General features: G+C 67.2%; 19 protein-coding genes. 7 read left to right on the top strand and 12 right to left on the bottom strand.

The features are described 5' to 3' along the window. The first annotated feature begins 92 nt into the window (after positions 1-92). Both AC1DTF_RS03015 and AC1DTF_RS03020 read left to right on the top strand, forming a co-directional pair. Positions 93-755, top strand: coding sequence for a response regulator (locus AC1DTF_RS03015; protein ID WP_057167077.1), 663 nt, complete (start codon positions 93-95; stop codon positions 753-755). After that, positions 752-1957, top strand: a complete 1206-nt coding sequence (locus tag AC1DTF_RS03020; RefSeq protein WP_477472984.1) for a GAF domain-containing sensor histidine kinase — start codon at positions 752-754, stop codon at positions 1955-1957. The genes AC1DTF_RS03015 and AC1DTF_RS03020 overlap by 4 nt, the downstream gene beginning before the upstream one ends. Positions 1958-1963: 6 nt before the next feature. On the opposite strand, the gene AC1DTF_RS03025 is transcribed toward AC1DTF_RS03020, so the two are convergent. The 7 genes from AC1DTF_RS03025 to AC1DTF_RS03055 all read right to left on the bottom strand — a co-directional run bounded on the left by AC1DTF_RS03025 (position 1964) and on the right by AC1DTF_RS03055 (position 8178). Continuing rightward, positions 1964-2467 carry a MarR family transcriptional regulator gene (locus AC1DTF_RS03025; protein WP_057167075.1) on the bottom strand — a complete coding sequence of 168 codons (504 nt, stop codon included), beginning with the start codon at positions 2465-2467 and terminating at the stop codon, positions 1964-1966. Between the two features lie 33 nt (positions 2468-2500). Further along, the gene (locus AC1DTF_RS03030; RefSeq protein ID WP_477472985.1) at positions 2501-3535 is read right to left on the bottom strand and encodes a pyridoxal phosphate-dependent aminotransferase; all 1035 of its coding nucleotides are present in this window, start codon (positions 3533-3535) and stop codon (positions 2501-2503) included. After that, on the bottom strand, positions 3532-4563 hold the full coding sequence (locus AC1DTF_RS03035) for a 3-oxoacyl-ACP synthase III family protein (protein WP_477472986.1): 1032 nt from the start codon (positions 4561-4563) through the stop codon (positions 3532-3534). The genes AC1DTF_RS03030 and AC1DTF_RS03035 overlap by 4 nt, the downstream gene beginning before the upstream one ends. Then, positions 4560-5216 carry a hypothetical protein gene (locus tag AC1DTF_RS03040; protein WP_057167072.1) on the bottom strand — a complete coding sequence of 219 codons (657 nt, stop codon included), beginning with the start codon at positions 5214-5216 and terminating at the stop codon, positions 4560-4562. Before AC1DTF_RS03040 ends, AC1DTF_RS03035 begins: the two co-directional genes overlap by 4 nt. Beyond that, the gene (locus tag AC1DTF_RS03045; protein WP_477472987.1) at positions 5197-6873 is read right to left on the bottom strand and encodes a thiamine pyrophosphate-binding protein; all 1677 of its coding nucleotides are present in this window, start codon (positions 6871-6873) and stop codon (positions 5197-5199) included. The genes AC1DTF_RS03040 and AC1DTF_RS03045 overlap by 20 nt, the downstream gene beginning before the upstream one ends. A gap of 70 nt (positions 6874-6943) precedes the next feature. After that, on the bottom strand, positions 6944-7657 hold the full coding sequence (locus AC1DTF_RS03050; protein WP_477472988.1) for a zf-HC2 domain-containing protein: 714 nt from the start codon (positions 7655-7657) through the stop codon (positions 6944-6946). Further along, positions 7654-8178, bottom strand: a complete 525-nt coding sequence (locus AC1DTF_RS03055) for a sigma-70 family RNA polymerase sigma factor (RefSeq protein ID WP_477472989.1) — start codon at positions 8176-8178, stop codon at positions 7654-7656. Before AC1DTF_RS03055 ends, AC1DTF_RS03050 begins: the two co-directional genes overlap by 4 nt. A gap of 208 nt (positions 8179-8386) precedes the next feature. On the opposite strand from AC1DTF_RS03055, the gene AC1DTF_RS03060 reads away from it, so the two are divergent. Genes AC1DTF_RS03060 through AC1DTF_RS03070 form a run of 3 tightly spaced genes read left to right on the top strand, consistent with a single transcriptional unit; the run spans position 8387 to position 11500 of the window. After that, the gene (locus tag AC1DTF_RS03060) at positions 8387-9202 is read left to right on the top strand and encodes an alpha/beta fold hydrolase (protein WP_477472990.1); all 816 of its coding nucleotides are present in this window, start codon (positions 8387-8389) and stop codon (positions 9200-9202) included. Between the two features lie 47 nt (positions 9203-9249). Next, positions 9250-10824, top strand: coding sequence for a GMC family oxidoreductase (locus tag AC1DTF_RS03065; RefSeq protein WP_477472991.1), 1575 nt, complete (start codon positions 9250-9252; stop codon positions 10822-10824). 10 nt (positions 10825-10834) lie between these two features. Further along, entirely contained in the window at positions 10835-11500 is a 666-nt protein-coding gene (locus tag AC1DTF_RS03070; protein WP_057167066.1) for a GntR family transcriptional regulator, read from the top strand. A 10-nt stretch (positions 11501-11510) separates the two neighbouring features. Here the strand turns inward: AC1DTF_RS03070 and map are convergent, their stop codons facing one another. The 5 genes from map to AC1DTF_RS03095 all read right to left on the bottom strand — a co-directional run bounded on the left by map (position 11511) and on the right by AC1DTF_RS03095 (position 15660). After that, complete coding sequence (gene map / locus AC1DTF_RS03075; protein WP_477472992.1) at positions 11511-12305, bottom strand: type I methionyl aminopeptidase; 795 nt, start codon at positions 12303-12305, stop codon at positions 11511-11513. Positions 12306-12332: 27 nt separating this feature from the next. Further along, positions 12333-12878 carry an adenylate kinase gene (locus AC1DTF_RS03080; RefSeq protein ID WP_057167149.1) on the bottom strand — a complete coding sequence of 182 codons (546 nt, stop codon included), beginning with the start codon at positions 12876-12878 and terminating at the stop codon, positions 12333-12335. A gap of 14 nt (positions 12879-12892) precedes the next feature. Further along, complete coding sequence (gene secY, locus AC1DTF_RS03085) at positions 12893-14221, bottom strand: preprotein translocase subunit SecY (RefSeq protein ID WP_057167064.1); 1329 nt, start codon at positions 14219-14221, stop codon at positions 12893-12895. 217 nt (positions 14222-14438) lie between these two features. Next, positions 14439-15134: a sensor domain-containing protein gene (locus tag AC1DTF_RS03090; RefSeq protein ID WP_477472993.1), complete on the bottom strand. Its 696-nt coding sequence runs from the start codon at positions 15132-15134 to the stop codon at positions 14439-14441. Further along, positions 15127-15660 carry a hypothetical protein gene (locus AC1DTF_RS03095; protein ID WP_477472994.1) on the bottom strand — a complete coding sequence of 178 codons (534 nt, stop codon included), beginning with the start codon at positions 15658-15660 and terminating at the stop codon, positions 15127-15129. The genes AC1DTF_RS03090 and AC1DTF_RS03095 overlap by 8 nt, the downstream gene beginning before the upstream one ends. Positions 15661-16178: 518 nt before the next feature. On the opposite strand from AC1DTF_RS03095, the gene AC1DTF_RS03100 reads away from it, so the two are divergent. Both AC1DTF_RS03100 and AC1DTF_RS03105 read left to right on the top strand, forming a co-directional pair. Then, positions 16179-16868, top strand: coding sequence for an MspA family porin (locus AC1DTF_RS03100; protein ID WP_057167061.1), 690 nt, complete (start codon positions 16179-16181; stop codon positions 16866-16868). 40 nt (positions 16869-16908) lie between these two features. Further along, positions 16909-17568, top strand: a complete 660-nt coding sequence (locus tag AC1DTF_RS03105) for an MspA family porin (RefSeq protein WP_477472995.1) — start codon at positions 16909-16911, stop codon at positions 17566-17568. The last annotated feature ends 138 nt before the right edge of the window (positions 17569-17706 follow it).

Genomic DNA, 17706 nt, shown 5'->3' on the forward strand with positions numbered 1-17706 from the left:
CCGCCCGCGTCCCCCGTAAGGGGGATTGGGCAGGCCAAGTCGGGCTTGCCAAAGTTCGGAGGCGGGTGGGTCGCCACCTCTAAGGTGATGCCATGGCGCCCCCCAGCCCCCTGCGCCTCGTACTGGTCGATGACCACGAGATGGTCATCGAGGGCCTCAAGGCGATGCTGCTGACGTTCGGGGACCGGGTCGAGGTCGTAGGGCAGGCCATCGGCGCCGAACAGGCCGTCACCGTGGTGCAGGAGCTGCAACCCGACATCGTGTTGTGCGATGTCCGCATGCAGGGATCCAGCGGCCTGGATCTGTGCCTGACCCTGCGCGAACGGGATCCCGACCGCAAGGTCGTGATGCTGTCGGTCTACGACGATGAGCAATATCTGTTCCAGGCGCTGCGGGTCGGGGCGTCGGGCTACCTGCTCAAGAGCATCAGCAGTGACGAACTGGTGCGCCAGCTGGAGTTCGCGCACCGGGGGCAGACCGCGATCGACCCCAGCATGGCTGCCCGCGCCGCCGACACCGCCGCCCGTCTGCAGCGCGACGAGTTCTGGCCCGGCGTCCGGCAGGGCCTGACCCAGCGCGAGAGCGAGATCCTGTCCTACGTGGTCAACGGGCTGTCCAACCGTGGCATCGCCGGCAAGCTGGTGATCGGCGAAGAGACGGTCAAAACCCACCTGAGCTCGATCTATCGCAAGCTCGGCGTCAGTGACCGCACCGGTGCGGTGGCCACCGCGCTGCGCGAGGGGATCTACCAGTGACTGCCCGCCGCAACGTACTGACCGCCGATCGTGAACTGGCGCTGCTGCGCGAACTGATCCAGGCGACCTCCAGCGGGCCGGGAGTGGAGCCGCTGGCCGCGGCCGCCGCCCGGATGATCACCGATGCCACCGCCACCGACGTCTGCTTCGTGCACGTCCTCGACGACACCGATCGCTCGCTCACACTCACCGGAGCCACCCCACCCTTCGACAGCGAGGTCGGCAAGATCCGGTTGCCGCTGGGCAGCGGCATCTCCGGCTGGGTGGCCAGCAACCGGCAGCCGGTGGTGATCAGCCACGACAAGGAATCCGACCCGCGCTATCTGCCGTTCGAGTCGCTGCGCGGCTCGGATTTCACCTCGATGGTGTCGGTGCCGATGGAGACCGACCCGGGTGGGCTGGTCGGGGTGCTCAACGTGCATACCGTGCACCGGCGCGAATTCACCCCGCGTGACGTCGAACTGCTGCTGGTGATCGGGCGGTTGATCGCCGGGGCGCTGCACCAGGCCCGGCTGCACCGCCAGCTCGTGGCCCGCGAACGCGCCCACGAGAACTTCGTCGAGCAGGTCATCCAAGCCCAGGAACTGGAACGCCGTCGGCTGGCCGGCGACATCCACGACGGCATCTCCCAGCGCCTCGTCACCTTGTCCTACTGGCTGGACGCGGCCACCCGTGCAGTGGCCGCCGAGGCCGGTGCGTCCTCGAACGTCGCCGCGGATCATCTCGCCAAGGCCCGCGAACTGGTGGACCTGACACTGCAGGAGGCCCGCGCCGCGATCGGGGGGCTGCGTCCACCGGTGCTCGATGATCTGGGGCTGGCCGGCGGTCTGGCGAGTCTGGCCCGGTCGATACCCGAGCCCGCCATCGACGTCGACCTCGCGCAGGACCGGCTGCCCGATCACATCGAACTGGCGCTGTACCGGATCGCCCAGGAATGCCTGCAGAACGTCGTCAAGCACGCGCAGGCCACCCGCGCGAAGCTGACCTACAGCGTCAGGGACGACCTCGCGCGCCTCGAAATCGTCGACGACGGAGTCGGATTCGATACCTTCGAGCACCCGCTGGGCAGCGACGAGATGGGCGGATACGGGTTGTTGTCGATGGCCGAACGCGCCGAGATCGTCGGCGGCAGACTGCATATCCGCTCCCGGCCGGATGCCGGCACCACGGTCACCGCCACCATCCCGCTGCCCTCGGCGTAGACCGCCTCAGAAATCTCCGGCGTGCCGGCGCAGCGTCTCGATCGAGGTTGCCAGCGACCGCGATTCGTCGGTGGAGATACCGATATCGGCGAAGACGTCCTTGTTGAGCGTCTCGGTGGCGTCTTCGACGGTGGAGCGGCCCAATTCGGTGAGCCGTACCAGGGTGGTGCGTCCGTCGGTGGGGTGCGGCAGACGTTCCACCAGGCCGTCGCTCTCCAGCCGGCGGATGGCGTGCGTGACGCTGGTGACGTGGACCTGCAGCCGGTCGGAGGCCTTCGTGATGGGCAGCTCACCGTTGCGGGTGAACGCCAGCAGGCGCAGCAGTTCGAACCGGGAGAAACTCAGGTCGTAGGGTCGCAGCGCGTTCTCGACCCGGGCCAGCAGAATCTGGTGGGCCCGCATCACCGAGGTCACCGCGACCATGCCGTCGGCCACCTCCCCCCAGCCGGCGCGTTCCCAGTTCGCGCGCGCCAGCGTGATCGGGTCACGTTTGCCGGGATGTGAGGGCATGACCTTTCTTACCGCACCGGCTGGGCTTTTCCCTTATCGGAGCGCCGCGGTGCTCACCGCGGCCAGCACCGCGCGGGTCGACTGCCGGGTGCCGACGCTCACGCGTGCCCCGCCGTCGGCGTAGTGCCGCACCCGCAGACCGGCGCGGTCGAACACCTCGGGCCAGGGCCGGCCTCCGGGCAGATAGACGAAGTTGGCGCGTGCATCGGTGCTGTAGACGCCGAGCCGGGACAATTGGGCGCGCAGCCGCCTGCGCTCCGCGCCGATGATCCGGATCCGGTGCTGGAGTTCGTCTTCGGCCCGGTAGCACGCCGCGACGGCGACCAGTCCTGTCAAGGCGGTCCCGAAAGGCAACTGCATGCTCCACAACCGGCGGCCGAGATCCGGCGCGCAGATGCCGTATCCGATCCGCAGCCCGGCCAGTCCGTAGGCTTTCGAGAACGTCCGGATGACAACCACATTCGGGAAACGCCATACCAGTGCCCGGGCATCGACACGCTCCGCCGGGGCCAGGAACTCCACATAGGCCTCGTCGAGCAGCACCGTGGCGTCCGTCCCGACGCGGTGCAGGAAACGCTCGACATCTGCTGCCGGTTCGATGGTTCCCGTCGGATTGTGCGGCCGGCACAGCACCACCACCCGTGCGGTGCCGGCGGCATCGGCCATCGCGTCGAGATCGTGGTGGCCGTGCACATTCAGCGGCACCGTCACCGACCGTAGTCGCGCCATCTGCGCGAGGATCGGGTACCCGTCGAAGGTCGGTGCTGTCAGCACGACGGCATCGCCGGGTTCGGTGAGGGCCTGCAGCACCTGCAGGATCACTCCGGTGGCGCCGGCGCCGATCACCACCTGCTCGTCGCGGATACCGATCTGGGCGGCGATCAGCGACCGCATGCGCAGCGGCAGGAACTCCGGGTACCGGTTGGCCGACCCCACGGCCTGGATCAGCGCGGACTGCACCGATGGCAGTGGCGGGAAGGGGTTCTCGTTCAGCGACAGTGCCGATGGATCGACCGCGGCCGGAAGATCCACGCAGCGCGCGGCAGGCTCCGGTCGCGGCATACTCATCGCCCACCCCAACGGACCGCAGCGGCGCCCGCGAAGTCCCCGGCGTGCGCGAAGGCGGCCATCAGCACGGTGTCCCCCACGCCGACCCGGCCATCGGTCACCGCCCGGTCCAGGTTGACCGGGATGCCCGCAGCGAACAAGTTGCCGCATTCGTCGAAGGTGTCGACGTGCCGTTCGGCGGGCAGTTCGAGTGCTTCCCGCCAGTTACGCAGGAATACCCGGTTGGGCTGGTTGGTCACCAGTATGTCGATATCCCTGGGCGCCACACCGATCCGGTCACATACCGCGTAGGACACCTCGGGAACCTGCCGGTTGCCCCTGGCGAGCACTTTGGTGATCTTGGACTCGGTGAAGCCGATGCAGCCCTCCCCCGGACCGGCCGCCCACCACTTGCGGGGCGGGTCGACCGCGATGGTCATGTCGCCGGCGAACTCGCCGTAGGTGCGGCATTCGACATCGAGTATCGGTGACCGATCCGAGCAGGCCACCAGACCGACCGCGGCGCCGTCACCGGGTACCGCCGCCTGGGCCTTGCACCGAACGGTCTGCTGATCGAAGATCTGTCCGGCCGCGTTCTGCACCACGGCGACCAAAGCGGTGCGCCCCTGCCCGGAAGCCAGCAGATTGCGGGCGAGCTTGAGCCCAAGCACGAATGCGGCACAGCCACCGTTGTGCAGGTCGAGCACCCATTCGGGTTTCATACCCAGCCGGTGCGCAATGGCGCCGCCGCCACCGTAGAACGGCATATCGGGCAGCTGGGTGTGGGTGATGAGCACGTCGACGCCGGCCAGCGCATCGGCGCCGTGCCGCTCGACCAATCCGGCGGCGGCCCGCTCGACCATATCGGTGGCGCTCTCCTCGGGTGCGACGTGATGCCGGAAGGCGGGTGCCCGGAACATCAGGTTCTCGCGCAGGCCATCGGATGTCGCGCCCTGCGCCTGAAATTGCAGGTAGTAGTCCGCACCGATCGGTTCGCCCGGCAGGTAAGTGGCGACATCCAGAAGGCTCACGGGAGTGGCTGCGGTCATCGGGATTCCTTCATCCAGGCGGGGGTGACCGGCAAGCCGTTGCGGTGCCGGTACTCCGCGATCTCCTTGAGGTTGCGCAGCTCCAGTTCGTGGCCGGCGCCGAACATGTCCCAGAAGTCCCCGACCCACACCGGGCGCTGCGGCGGCGCCGCTTCCGGGTACGGGTTGTCGTCGTAGAACGGGTGGTGACAATTCGTCCACAACACCACCGATCCCGGCTTGTTCAGCACCACCCGGGCGTCGACCACCCGCATCAGGTAGACCATCCACAGGTGGCGACCCTGATCCCAGGCGCAGTGGTAGTCGACGGTCATCGCGGCGCGGTCGGTCACGGTGCGCGTGAAGATCTTGGTCTCCGAGCCCAGTCGGTCATAGGCCAGCCACAGACCCGGCTCCTCGGTACGGACGAAACCGCGCAGGCTGTAGGTCCATTCCTCCAGCGAGCGGGTGTCCGAGAGGTATTCGAACAGTTCGGCCGGCGGGCAATCGACATAGCTGTGCACGGTGCAGAACGCGCCGAACACCTGGTCGTGCGGATAGACCGAGCGCATCATCTCCATGATGATCGGCGTCGCGCGCTCTCTGGGCGAGGACTCGATGCGCACCAATCCGTCGATCGGCTCGGCGATATCGTCAAGTGCGGGCAGGGACATGGGCGCCAACCTCCTGTGTGGTGAGAAACGGTGCGAACGTGGGTATTTCGTCGGCGGAGCACCCGATGCTGAGCACCGAGGGTCCATCGGCGTCCAGTGCCGCGCGCAAGGCGTCCGGCAGCACTGCGGGATCGTCGACATCCTGCGAGGGCAGGCCGGGGAACATCGCGGCGAGCCCCGCACCGAGGCGGCTCTCGGTGAATCGGTTGTAGCTGTATCGATCTCCGTAGAACAGCTGCTCGCGGGTGACACACATGGCGTGGGAATTGTTGTTGAACAGCACCAGTGTGACCGGTAACCGGTACTGGATCGCGGTGTGCAGTTCCAGACCGTGCATGAAGAAGGAACCGTCGCCGGCGATGATGACGGTGCGGCGGCGCCGCGCGAAGCACATGCCGATGCCGGCGCCGAAGCTATATCCCATGCCACCCATCCCCAGTGCGACGAGGAATCTCCCGCCCCGCCGTACCGGCAGCAGGTGGATCGCCGACGCGCCGCCGTTGCCGGCGTCGACCACCACATCGGTGCCGTCGGGCAGCGCGCGGTCCAGTGCGGTGATGGCGTCGCGGTAGCGGATGCCGGGGCCCCGGTGGGCGGGAGGATCCAGCTCTCGATGCGGGATGCTCTCGGGCACAGTGATACCGACCGGCCTCCCCGCACCCGAGAGTGCCGCGTTGAGCAAAGCCAGTGAGGCCCGCAGATCCTCCGTCCGCACATGCACGCTGGGCACGTGGGGGGTCGCCGACCCGATGGAGAGCACCGATACCGGGGCCAGCGCCGCATCGAGCCCGGCCCGTGCGGTGACCGGCAGCCGGGTCCCCACCAACAGGCACACCGCGCTGTCCGCGATGACCTCGGCCACTCCGGGGTGGCCCATCACGCCCACGATGCCCAGTGCCGATGAGCTGCCCAGCCCCGGCGCTCCGCTGACGTCCTTGGCATCCGGCTCGGTGGCCACCCTGGCCCGCAGGGTCGCGCGTAGTCGTTCGAGTTCGTCGCGCGCGTCATCGCGGGCCACCTGTTGCCCGGCGATGATGGTGACCGGTCCGCGGGCGTGGCGGAGCCGCTCGGCCAACACGGCCGGGTCTCCCACGTATGCACAGTCCGGCACCTCACCACCAGCAGTGTTGATCCGGCTCTGCTGAATGTCTTTCGGCAGCAACAGCACCGCGGGYCCGCCGCGACGCGCGGCCGCGACGGCCGCGGGTAGGGCGTCGACGATGTCACCGGGCTCCAGGATGCGGCGGCAGTACACGGAGACCGCCGCGAAAAGCGCCTGCGCGTCCAGCGCGCCGTTGTGTCCGCTGGTGTCCTGAAAGCTGCCGTGACCGTCCAGCGCGCTGGGCGGCTGACCCACCAGCGCCAGCACCGGTATCCCGCTGGCGTACGACTCAGCCAAGCCGGCAACGAGATTGAGGCATCCACCACCGGAAGTTGCGGCCACCACGCCCAGCGACGCCCCGGACCGGCAATAGCCGTCAGCCATCGTCGCCGCGGAGAACTCGTGTTTGGCCAGTACGGCGGTGAGGCCGTCACGGGGAGCGGCGGCGTCGTACAGGTCCTCGATATTGGCGCCGTCGACCCCGAAGATGTGGCCGATACCGTAGCCGACCAGCCGGTCGACGATATGGTCGACCACCCGCGGACTGCTGTTCATCGTGCACCTGCTTTCCCGTTCTGCAGGAGACACGTGGCGCCTCGTGCCCGGGTTCACCACACCAGGTGATTCACAGGTTCTTTTCCAGCAGGACCTTTCCATCGTCGGCGGAAACCAGTTGCACAGAGGCAATTTCACTCTGCGGCAGCGGAATGTTCCCGCTGGGCAGCGCGGTCGCGCCGGACAACCCGAGCCAGGTCGCGATCTGGGTGCGGCTACCGTCGCGTCCTATCACGACCATCCCGAGATTCTGTGCCGCGGCGTCGCGTTGGCCCCAGTCCCCGTAACTGCAGGCCATGTCGATGCGCGTGCCCCAGCTGTAGCCGGACAACGCGATACTCGCATTGATCGGCGTCTCGTTGATCTTGTTCATCTCCAGCATCGCCACCGGCGGTGAACCCTGCTGCAGGCCCAGCGTTTCCGGCGCGATCACCACCACCAGACCGACAGCCAGCAGGGCGGCGGCCAGGCCCACCGCGACGGTGGTCACAAACCTGGAGCGGCGGCGCCGGGTACGCACCCGGTCCAGCACCTGTTGGCGCAACTCCGGGCGCAGCGGCGGATCGGGCAGTCGGTGGTCGAGTGCCTCCACCTCGTCGAGATCCACCATCGCCAGCAGCGCCGGCATCCCGGTCAGCTCGCCGACCGCGTCGCGGCAGCGTGCGCAGGTCTGCAGGTGCGCCTCGAAATCTCGGCGCTCACTGGGAGACAGCGCACCCAGCACGTAGCCGGCGTCCCAGGTGCGGTACGGGTCGCCCGCGCCGGCCTGCTCGAAATCGGTCATCGGGTCACCCCCATTTCCTGCAGGTTCAGTCGCAGTGCCCGCACAGCGTAGTGCAGCCGGGATTTCACGGTGCCTTCGGCGATCCCGAGGTCGGCGGCGATCTGCGCGGTACTCCAGCCCTGGTAGTAGGCGCGCCGGATCACCGCACGGTGGTCTTCGGAGAGTTCGCTCAGTGCGGTACTGATCAGAAGTCGGTCCAACGCGGTATCCACTTCGTCGGGGCCGGCAGCGGCGGTATTGCCGGCGACCGTTTCGACATCGGGCGTTCCTGCCTCATGGCGGAACCGCGCGCTGCGCCGCTCGTCGATGACGAGATTACGCGCCACGGTGTACAGCCATGCCCGGGCCGGCCGCTCGGGATCGGCGCTGACTTCCGGATGGCGCCATGCCCGCAGCAGCGTTTCCTGCACGACATCTTCGGCCCGCGCGGCATCGCCGGTCAAGCGCAGCGCGTAGCGCCACAGCGCTCCCGCGTGCTCGTCATACAAGACCCGCATCATCGCGGCCTCCGGATCGTCCACTCCCAACCTCCGTCTCTGACACGACGTGGGTGGCGGTCCAGTTCAAACTAACGCCGAACACGACGGCGGTGGCCCGCCGTCGGCACTGCTTGACCCTCCCCGTGCGGGAGGCCCGAGACTCGACGCCACCCGTTCCTTCTCATTCAGGCTGGACGCAGACCACCGATATGCAATATATTGCATTTACCACCGACCCTGGAGACACCCGATGACCATCCGCACCGCTCTGATCACCCTGGCCGCCGCGCTGTCCGCGGCATCGCTGAACGCCGGTTGCACCGGCGCAGCAGCCGAACCGCCCGACCCGACGAACCGCCCCACCGTGGTGCTCGTGCACGGGGCTTTTGCGGACTCGTCCAGCTGGAACGGCGTCATCGAACGACTTGAGGCCGACGGCTACCCGGTCGTCGCGGCGGCCAATCCGTTGCGCGGCCTGGCCTCCGACGCCGCCTATGTGCGCAGCGTGGTGGACAGTGTGGCCGGGCCGGTGGTCCTCGCCGGACATTCTTACGGCGGATCGGTGATCAGCGAGGCCGCAGACCGCAGCCCCCACGTCAAAGCCCTGGTGTACGTGGCGAGCTTCATCCTCGAGGTGGGCGAGAGCACCGGGCAACTGGCCGCACAGTTCCCCGGCGCCGAACTCGGACCCGCCCTGAACGCCGTGCCCTATCCGCTGCCCGAAGGTGGCACCGCCGACGAGCTCTACATCAAGCAGGACCAGTTCGCCACGGTGTTCGCCGCCGACGTCCCCGCCGATGTCGCCACCCTGATGGCGGCCACCCAGCGGCCCATCGCCGCTGCGGCGCTTGCGGATCCGGCAACCAAGGCGGCATGGAAGACCATCCCGTCCTGGAACATGGTCACCACCAAGGACCTGGCCATCCCCGCCGAATCGATGCGCTTCATGGGTGACCGTGCCAGGTCGCACACCGTCGAGATCGACGCCTCCCATGCCGTCACCGTCTCTCGGCCCGAGGCCGTCGCCGACCTGATCGACCAGGCCGCCGACGCCACCAACAGCTGATGCCCAACATGTCGGGGCCCAGCTCCCATGACCGAGGAGACAGAACCATGCCGGGATCAAAAAAGGACTATGACTACATCGTCGTCGGAGCGGGTTCGGCAGGCTGCGTCGTGGCCGCGCGACTTGCCGAGGACCCCGATATCGACGTGCTGCTGCTGGAGTCGGGGCCGGCCGACTCCCATCCCGCGATTGCCCTGCCTCCGGCGTGGCCGACCCTGTGGGGCAGCGATGTCGACCACCGGTACCGCACGGTCCCGCAGCCCGGCACCGATGGGCTATCCCACAACTGGCCACGCGGGCGCACTCTCGGCGGCAGCAGCAGCATCAATGCCATGGTGCACCTGCGCGGGCACCCGAACGATTTCAACGGATGGGCCGACAATGGTTGTACGGGATGGGATTACGAGTCCGTCCTGCCGTACTTCCGGCGAATGGAGACAACCTCTGGGCGGGACCCGCGCGTGCGTGGCACCGATGGGCCGCTGCTGCCCGCGCCGGCGGCGGCCGATGCGGCCAATGTCCTGTCGCAGGTCTTCCTCGACGGCGCATCGGAGGCCGGCTTCCCACTGACCGACGATCTGAACGGCGCCCACCCCGAAGGCGCCGGCTGGCACGATCTGTCGATCTCCGGTGGCATCCGGCAGAGCACCGCGGCCGCCTACCTGCACCCGGCACGCGAGCGCGCCAACCTCGACGTCGCCACCGAATCCCGCGCACACCGGCTGATCTTTGACGGAAAGCACTGCATCGGTGTGGAATTCGAGCGAGCGGGCCGGTTGCTGACCGCCCGTGCCCGCGCCGAGGTGGTGCTCAGTGCGGGCACGGTGGACACCCCTCGCCTGCTGCTGCTCTCCGGTGTGGGCCCAGCCGGAGAACTCGAGGCCGCCGGGGTTCCGGTGCGCCACGACCTGCCCGGTGTGGGCCGCAACCTGCACGACCATCCCCTGTGCGGTGTCGTCTACGAAGCGCTGCAGCCGATTCCTGCCGGGCGCACCAACCTGGCTGAGACATCGATGCAGTGGCGCAGCAGCGACGCACTCTCCGGGCCCGATATGCAGTTGATGTTCATCCACGTGCCCTTTCACCCGCCGCATCTCGTGGCGCCGGCCAACAGCTTCACGATCGCGTTCGCGACGGTCCCCGACGCCCGCGGCTCCATCCGGCTGACGGGACCGGATCCGGCCGCGGCGCCGTTGATCGATCCGAACTATCTCGGTGCGGAGTCCGACATGAGGCGGATGATCCACGGGTTGACGGTGGCGCGCGAGGTCGCGGCGACCCGGGCATTCGCACCGTGGCGCGGCCGCGAAGTGCTCCCCGGCCCCGACGCCACCGGCGAACCGGCACTGCGCGCGTTCATCGCCCACGCGACCAGTACCTACTACCACCCGGTCGGCAGCTGCGCGATGGGCATTGGACCGGGCGCAGTCGTCGACCCGAAGCTGCGCGTGCACGGCCTGACCGGGCTGCGGGTGGCCGATGCCTCGATCATGCCCAGGATCGTGTCGGTCAACACCAACGCGGCCACCATCATGATCGGCGAGAAGGCCGCCGACCTGATCCGGCCACGCCGGGATCCCAAAGACCCTGCAGAAGTCGGTGTCCATCAGCACGCAAACTAAGATCCTCTCCATGCCGGTACCGGGTGAACAGGGCAAACACAAGAGGTCGCTGCTCCGCGAGCAGGCCTACCTGTCACTGCGGGATGCCATCGTCAACGGCACGTTGGCTCCCGGGGAGAAACTGCGCGACCCGGAGCTGGAGAAGTGGCTCGGGATCAGTCGCACACCGATCCGGGAGGCGATGGCCCGTCTGGAGACGGCCGGGCTGGTGCACACACTGCCCGGACGGTCGACGGTGGTGTCGACCATCGAACGCAAGTCCGTCCTCGACGCGCAGGCCGTCGCCGCCGCCATGCATGCTCTTGCCGTCCGGATCGCGGTTCCGCTGATGCACGAGGGTGAGTTCGCCGCCATGGTGGACGCCAACAAGGAGTTCGCGGAGGCGCTCACCGCGGGGGACCCCGCGGCGGCCATGCGGGCCGACGACCGCTTCCATCAGGTCGCCGTCGAGGCGAGTCAGAACCAGGTGATTCCGGTGGCTCTGGAATCGGTGACCCCGGTGCTCAGACGCCTCGAATTCCAGCGCTTCTCATCGCTGTCCGGGCGTCAGTCGATCGCTCAACACGACCGCATCATCGAACTGTGCCGCCGGGGAGACGCCGACGCGGCGGCAGCGGCCACGCAACAGAACTGGGAGACGCTCACGCTACTGGCCAGTGACCAGGACGTGCACTGAGCCTGCCGCGCTACAGCGTCAGGATTCGCGGGCCGTCCGCGGTGACAGCCACCGTGTGCTCCCAATGCGCGGCACGTGAACCGTCGGTGGTGACGACGGTCCAATCGTCGTCGAGCACCTTGGTGTTCGCGGTGCCCAGCGTCAGCATGGGCTCGATCGCCAGCACCGAGCCGACCTCCAGGTAAGGGCCCTTTCCGGGCGCTCCCTCGTTGGGCAGGAACGGGTCCATGTGCATCTCGCGGCCGATGCCGTGACCGCCGTAGCCGGCGACGATGCCGTACTTCCGGTCATCGCGGGCCTCGGCGGCATGGGTGCCGACCTCGATCGCGTGGGACACGTCGGTCAGCCGGTTACCGGGCACCATCGCGGCGATACCCGCCTCCATGGACGCCCGGGTGGCCTCGGACAGCAGTTCGTCGGCCGCGATGAGCGTGCCGACGCCGAAGGTGACCGCGGAATCGCCGTGCCAGTCGTCGAGGATCGCCCCGCAGTCGATGGACACCAGGTCGCCGGCGACGAGCTTCTCGGCGTCCGACGGGATGCCGTGCACGACGCGGTCGTTGACCGACGCGCAGACGGTCGCCGGGAACCCGTGGTAACCGAGGAAGGACGGGACGCCACCGCCGTCGCGGATCACCGATTCGGCGATCCGGTCGAGTTCACCGGTGGAGATGCCGGGCGCGGCGGCCTGCCGGACGGCCTTGAGTGCCGCGGCCACCAGCGCACCCGCCGCGGCCATCGCGTCGAGTTCACCGGGGCTGCGCTGAGGAACCACCTTGCGCCGCAGGCCGGGCACGTTGATCATGATTGGCCGATCAAGGGATGCTCCTGGCTACTGGCCGAGTGCCTGCAACGCCCGGGCGAACACCTCGTCCAGGGTGCCGACGGCTTCGACGGTCTTGAGTTCGTCCGCGTAGTAGTCCAGCAGCGGCGCGGTCTCCGCGTTGTAGACCGCCATCCGGTTGCGGATGACCTCTTCGGTGTCGTCGGCGCGGCCGCGACCCTTGAGACGCTCGAGCAACTCGTCCTCGGACACCCGGAACTCCAGCACTGCGTCCAGCTTCAGGCCGCGCTTGGCCAGCATGTCCTTGAGCGCCTCGGCCTGCTCGACCGAGCGCGGGTACCCGTCGAGGATGAACCCGGCGGCGGCGTCGTCGTGGTCGATGCGGTCATCGACGAGTGCGTTGGTGAGCGTGGCGGGCACCAGGTCACCGGCGTCCAGGTACTTCTTGGCTTCCACACCGAGCGGGGTGCCTGCGCCGATGTTGTGCCGGAACAAGTCACCCGTGGAGATCTGCGGGATTCCGAGCTGGGCGGCGAGCTTCTCCGCCTGGGTTCCTTTTCCGGCACCGGGAGGTCCGAGCAAAACAATTCTCAACTTGGGAACCTCTCTCACTTCAAGAAACCTTCGTAGTTGCGCTGCATGAGCTGGCTCTCGATCTGCTTCACGGTATCCAACCCCACGCCGATCATGATCAGCACCGCAACACCGCCGAACGGCAGGTTCTGCAGGGTGGCGCCGCCGCTGCCGGCCTGCAGCACGACGTTCGGGAGCACCGCGATCACGCCGAGGTAGATCGAGCCCGGCAGGGTGATACGGCTCAGCACGAAGCGCAGATAGTCAGCGGTGGGCTTGCCCGGGCGGATGCCCGGGATGAACCCGCCGAACTTCTTCATCTCGTCGGCCCGTTCCTCCGGGTTGAACGTGATGGACACGTAGAAGTACGTGAAGAAGATGATCAGGCCGAAGTAGAAGGCGATATGGACCGGGTCCGTCGGGTTCGACAAGTGGTTGGCGACGAACGAACTCCACCACCCGGTGCCCGGATTGTCGCGACCGCTGTCGATGAGCTGGGTGACCAGCTGCGGGATGTAGATCAGCGAGGACGCGAAGATCACCGGGATGACGCCGGCCTGGTTGACCTTGAGCGGCAGGTAGGTGGAGGTGCCGCCGTACATACGGCGCCCGACCATGCGCTTGGCGTACTGCACCGGGATGCGACGCTGCCCCTGCTCGACGAACACCACGCCGACCAGGACGGCGAGAGCGCCGATGCAGACGAAGGTGAACACCATCCCGCCGCGGGCATCCAGGATGGCCTTGCCCTCGGACGGGATGCGGGCCGCGATACCGGCGAAGATCAGCAGCGACATGCCGTTGCCGACACCGCGCTCGGTGACCAGCTCACCCATCCACATCACCAGGGCTGCACCCGCGGTCATGACCAACACGATGACGATCAGACCGAAGATCGACGAGTCGTCGATGATGTCCAGGCTGCAACCCTGCATCAGGCCACCGTTGGCGGCCAGCGCCACGATGCTGGTGGCCTGCAGGATCGCCAGTGCGATCGACAGATACCGGGTGTACTGGGTCATCTTGGCCTGACCGGCCTGACCCTCCTTCTTCAGCTGCTCGAACCGCGGGATGACCACGGTGAGCAGCTGCACGATGATGCTGGCGGTGATGTAGGGCATGACGCCGACCGCGAACACCGACAGCTGCAGCAGCGCGCCACCCGAGAACAGGTTGATCAGCGAGTAGATCTGCGCCGAGTCACCGCCGCTGACCTGCTCGATGCACTGCTGCACGTTCGGGTAGTTGACGCCCGGCGACGGGATGGTCGCGCCGACGCGGTACAGAATGACCAACCCGAGGGTGAACAGGATCTTGCGCCTGAGGTCGGCAGTCCGCAGCGACGAGATGAAAGCCGAAAGCACTCTTCCTCCTGCGCAGCCGACTTCAATCGCGCGGCGTGCAATGGGGCTGGACAATCCAGCGTCTGGTTAAAGTCTCGCGCGATCTACCTGCAGGTTTGCAGCCTGCAAAGTCACGCGTCAAACAGTCTACGAGAGTAACAGCCCGACACCGATTGCCCGGCACTGGCTGGAATGCCGGCACTGCCCCGCGAAGGGGCCGGTTGCGCCCGGCATCCGGTCATCTGGGCAGCTTCGCCTCGATGCTCTCCACTATGTCTACCGCAGCCGTGACCGGTTGTTGCTGCGGTGGCCGACAGGCCTGGACGTCGAGGATGACGTTCGCGGCGACCGCCAGGGCGCGCTGACACGACTTGGCCTCGGCGCCGACCCCCCGGGTATACGGCATGGCCAACAGGGTGTCGGACCGATCGAGGTCACCGCTCTCCCACTTCGGCATCGCCTGGTCGTTGATCCGGACGTTCACCGTGTGATTCGTGCATTTCGACCATCGCTGCGCCGACTCGGCGAAGAAGGCTTGCGCCGCGTCGGCCGTGCGGTAGGACACCACCGACTGCACGGCGAGGCTGTCCCACTGATCACTGTCGGGCGACCGGAGCAACTGCTGACGCAACGTCTTGTAGTGACTGGGGTCGTAGATGGGTGCTTCGTCGACCTGCCACACCCCCAGACAGTTCAGATTCGAGAGCAGGTTGCGGTGATCGCCCATGGTGTCGGTCTGCGGATGGGCGACGACGCCGGTGGTACCGAGCACGGCGTCCATCTCCTGAGCGCTGAGCAGCAGCCCGGGCAGCGCCGAGTCGGGGACCGGCTTCGGCGCAGCCGACGCCGCGGACGCATCACCGTCGGAGCAGCCGGCGAGCCCGACGGCGAGCAGCAGTGCTCCGACCGCAACGGATCGCGCGCGATCAGGCATGCGTTCCGGCCGCGGCGCAGGCCTCCTGCGCGCGGGTCGCCTGACTGTTCATCTCCGCCGCGGTGCTGTTGAGACTCTCGCCGTCGATGCGCAGGCCCATCTTCAACAGCAGCTTCGTCGCGCCGAGCGACCAGGTCCTCATCGGTGCCGCGATATCGGGCGCCAGTCCCGGGGTGTTGGCCGCGCTCATTGACAGTCCGGCGGCCTCCCGCAGCGCGGTGCGCCCGGTGACATTGCTGGTCGCGACCGCCGGATCCGCGTAGCCGGACCCCTCGTAGGAATCGGCGAAGTCTCCGTAGTAGGTGGCCGAACCATCCAGTACCTGGGCGAACTGCGCGCAGGCCGACACCGCTACCGGATCTGCGTTGTCCGCTGTCGGCGCGCCCGCCACCTGCACGACGGAATCGGGCGATGCCGGGTCGGGGATGACGTCGTCGGCGACCGCTGTCGCGGCACTCGACAATCCGATGCCGAGGGCGATCAGAAAGGCGGTGGTCGCCTTCGGACACAACATTGATGACTTCACGGCGTTTCCTCCATATACGAGCTGTGTTTCGACCCGACGCGCCGGCTGGGCGGGCGAATCGAGCTCACGGTCCATCGACCAGGAGTCCAGATCGTGAACAGTCGGCAGACTGGCGGCTTCCAGTTGCCGTCCACTTCCGTTCTTTTCCAAGTGAAACACGTTGAATTACAAGGCTATTCACAGCAACTTGTCAGACTGGGCCGCGGATGTGCACCTCCTGTTTTTGGAATGTATTGCTACACAGCGTGTCCCACAGTGCGTCGTCGGCGTGTCGCCCACAGGAAGCTCCCAGGGTCACCGGCCCGCCCCCTTCGCTGAACCGGTCCATGTCAGGACATGGAATCGGTTGGCGCCCAAGGTCATCGACAGCGAACTCACAGCTTCGAGACGTCCACCCGACGCAAATCAGGCGGGGACCGTTGTCCGGCAGTTTGCCGTTCGGAAACCCGGTCCGTAGAAGCTCCGACTCGACATATCCGTTGGAGCTCATTCCGACCACGAGAGGGCGAACTCACCTCATGCTCAAACACTTTGCCGCTCTGGCTGCCTGTGTACTGGTGCCGGTAGCGTCCGCACCTCTCGCAGCGGCAGAGCCCGCGCCACCGCCGCCGGCGCCCGACGTGGCGGCTCCGGTGAACCTGAGCAATCCGCTCCCACCCGAAGGCGCGGTCCCCTCCGGGCCGCCCGGAATCCTGGACACCCCCGATGGCTGGCGCCTCGAGGTATCGGGCAGCAACGAAACCCAGCTGCCGGTCGCACCGCTGACCACCGCCATCTCGTCGCGGGAGTACCTGATCGCCGGCACGTTCACCGGCAAGATCACGGGTTCGGGTACCACCGAGCTGGCCGGTGGATCGTTCGAAGCAGGCGAGCAGATCGGCTGCGGCATCATCTCCGACGAGGTCGAGATCAACCCGGGTGCCAGCTTCACCCCGGGTATCGGCATTCCGTTCACGGGCAATGCGACCGGCGCGTTCGGCGTCTCCCTGCAGGGCAAGGTTTATCTCAAGCCCGGCACGGTGACCACCGTGGCGCTGGACAAGAAGAAGTTCAAGGGCACCGAGACCCGCATCACCATCACGGGTGTCCGCGTCAAGACCGACCAGTGCGCCGGCCAGTCGTTCATCCGTTCCTACGCGACGCTGACCAGCTCGACCGAGAACACCGACGACATCATCACCTATCTCGGTGTCACCAAAGCCGTCTGAGACTCGTCTGCCCCTACCCCCAAACTTGAACGGAATCAACATGATCATGCGAATTGCCACGCTGACCGCGTGCATGATGCTCCCACTCGCCACCGCACAGATCGCCATGGCGGAGCCGCCGGTCAGCGATGTACCGCCGCCGGACACCGGCGTGGTCGCATCGTCTGCGCCCGGGATCGTGACGACACCGGACGGCTGGACACTGACCGTTGCGGCCTCGAATGAAACCCAGCTGCCGGTCGCACCGCTGACCACGGCGGTCTCGTCCCGCGAGTACCTGGTGGGCGGCACATTCGCCGGCGCAGTGTCCGGTGAAGGATCCACAACCCTCAAGGGCGGCACGCTGGAGGCGGGCTACCAGGTGGGCTGCGGAATCGAACTCGGCCAGGTGCGCCTCATCGGGTCGGCGGGTATCGGCACCTCCGGTTCGTCATTGACCGGCGGGCTGATCCCGACCGGTGTCACGTTCCCGCTCTCGGGCACCATCGAGATTCACGCCAAACCCGGCACCGTCTCGACCGTCACCGTCAACAAGAAGGAATTCAAGAAGGCGCCGGTGCGCGTCACCATCAAGGACACGCACATCAAGGTCGATGGCTGTGTCGGTCAGTCGTTCCTGCGGTCCTACGCCACGTTGACGAGTTCGACCGAGGACACCGATGACGTCGTGGCCTACTACGGCGTGACCAAGTCTGTCTGACACAGACATGGCATCGACACCAGATCACGCGGCTTGCAACATGAATCGCAGTGTCATCTGCTCATCCGCTGCGCTCTTGCCCTCCGTTGCACGAGGAGTCGCTGCTGGTATCGCAATCTTCGCAGCGGCGGTCGCCTG

Source organism: Mycobacterium sp. P4_H6 (assembly GCF_056400845.1).

Coding starts and splice junctions, on each gene's coding strand:
- AC1DTF_RS03015 (WP_057167077.1), top strand. CDS start 93: ATGGCGCCCCCCAGCCCCCTGCGCCTCGTACTGGTCGATGACCACGAG.
- AC1DTF_RS03025 (WP_057167075.1), bottom strand. CDS start 2,467: ATGCCCTCACATCCCGGCAAACGTGACCCGATCACGCTGGCGCGCGCG.
- AC1DTF_RS03030 (WP_477472985.1), bottom strand. CDS start 3,535: ATGAGTATGCCGCGACCGGAGCCTGCCGCGCGCTGCGTGGATCTTCCG.
- AC1DTF_RS03035 (WP_477472986.1), bottom strand. CDS start 4,563: ATGACCGCAGCCACTCCCGTGAGCCTTCTGGATGTCGCCACTTACCTG.
- AC1DTF_RS03040 (WP_057167072.1), bottom strand. CDS start 5,216: ATGTCCCTGCCCGCACTTGACGATATCGCCGAGCCGATCGACGGATTG.
- AC1DTF_RS03050 (WP_477472988.1), bottom strand. CDS start 7,657: ATGACCGATTTCGAGCAGGCCGGCGCGGGCGACCCGTACCGCACCTGG.
- AC1DTF_RS03060 (WP_477472990.1), top strand. CDS start 8,387: ATGACCATCCGCACCGCTCTGATCACCCTGGCCGCCGCGCTGTCCGCG.
- AC1DTF_RS03065 (WP_477472991.1), top strand. CDS start 9,250: ATGCCGGGATCAAAAAAGGACTATGACTACATCGTCGTCGGAGCGGGT.
- AC1DTF_RS03070 (WP_057167066.1), top strand. CDS start 10,835: ATGCCGGTACCGGGTGAACAGGGCAAACACAAGAGGTCGCTGCTCCGC.
- map (WP_477472992.1), bottom strand. CDS start 12,305: ATGATCAACGTGCCCGGCCTGCGGCGCAAGGTGGTTCCTCAGCGCAGC.
- AC1DTF_RS03090 (WP_477472993.1), bottom strand. CDS start 15,134: ATGCCTGATCGCGCGCGATCCGTTGCGGTCGGAGCACTGCTGCTCGCC.
- AC1DTF_RS03100 (WP_057167061.1), top strand. CDS start 16,179: ATGCTCAAACACTTTGCCGCTCTGGCTGCCTGTGTACTGGTGCCGGTA.
- AC1DTF_RS03105 (WP_477472995.1), top strand. CDS start 16,909: ATGATCATGCGAATTGCCACGCTGACCGCGTGCATGATGCTCCCACTC.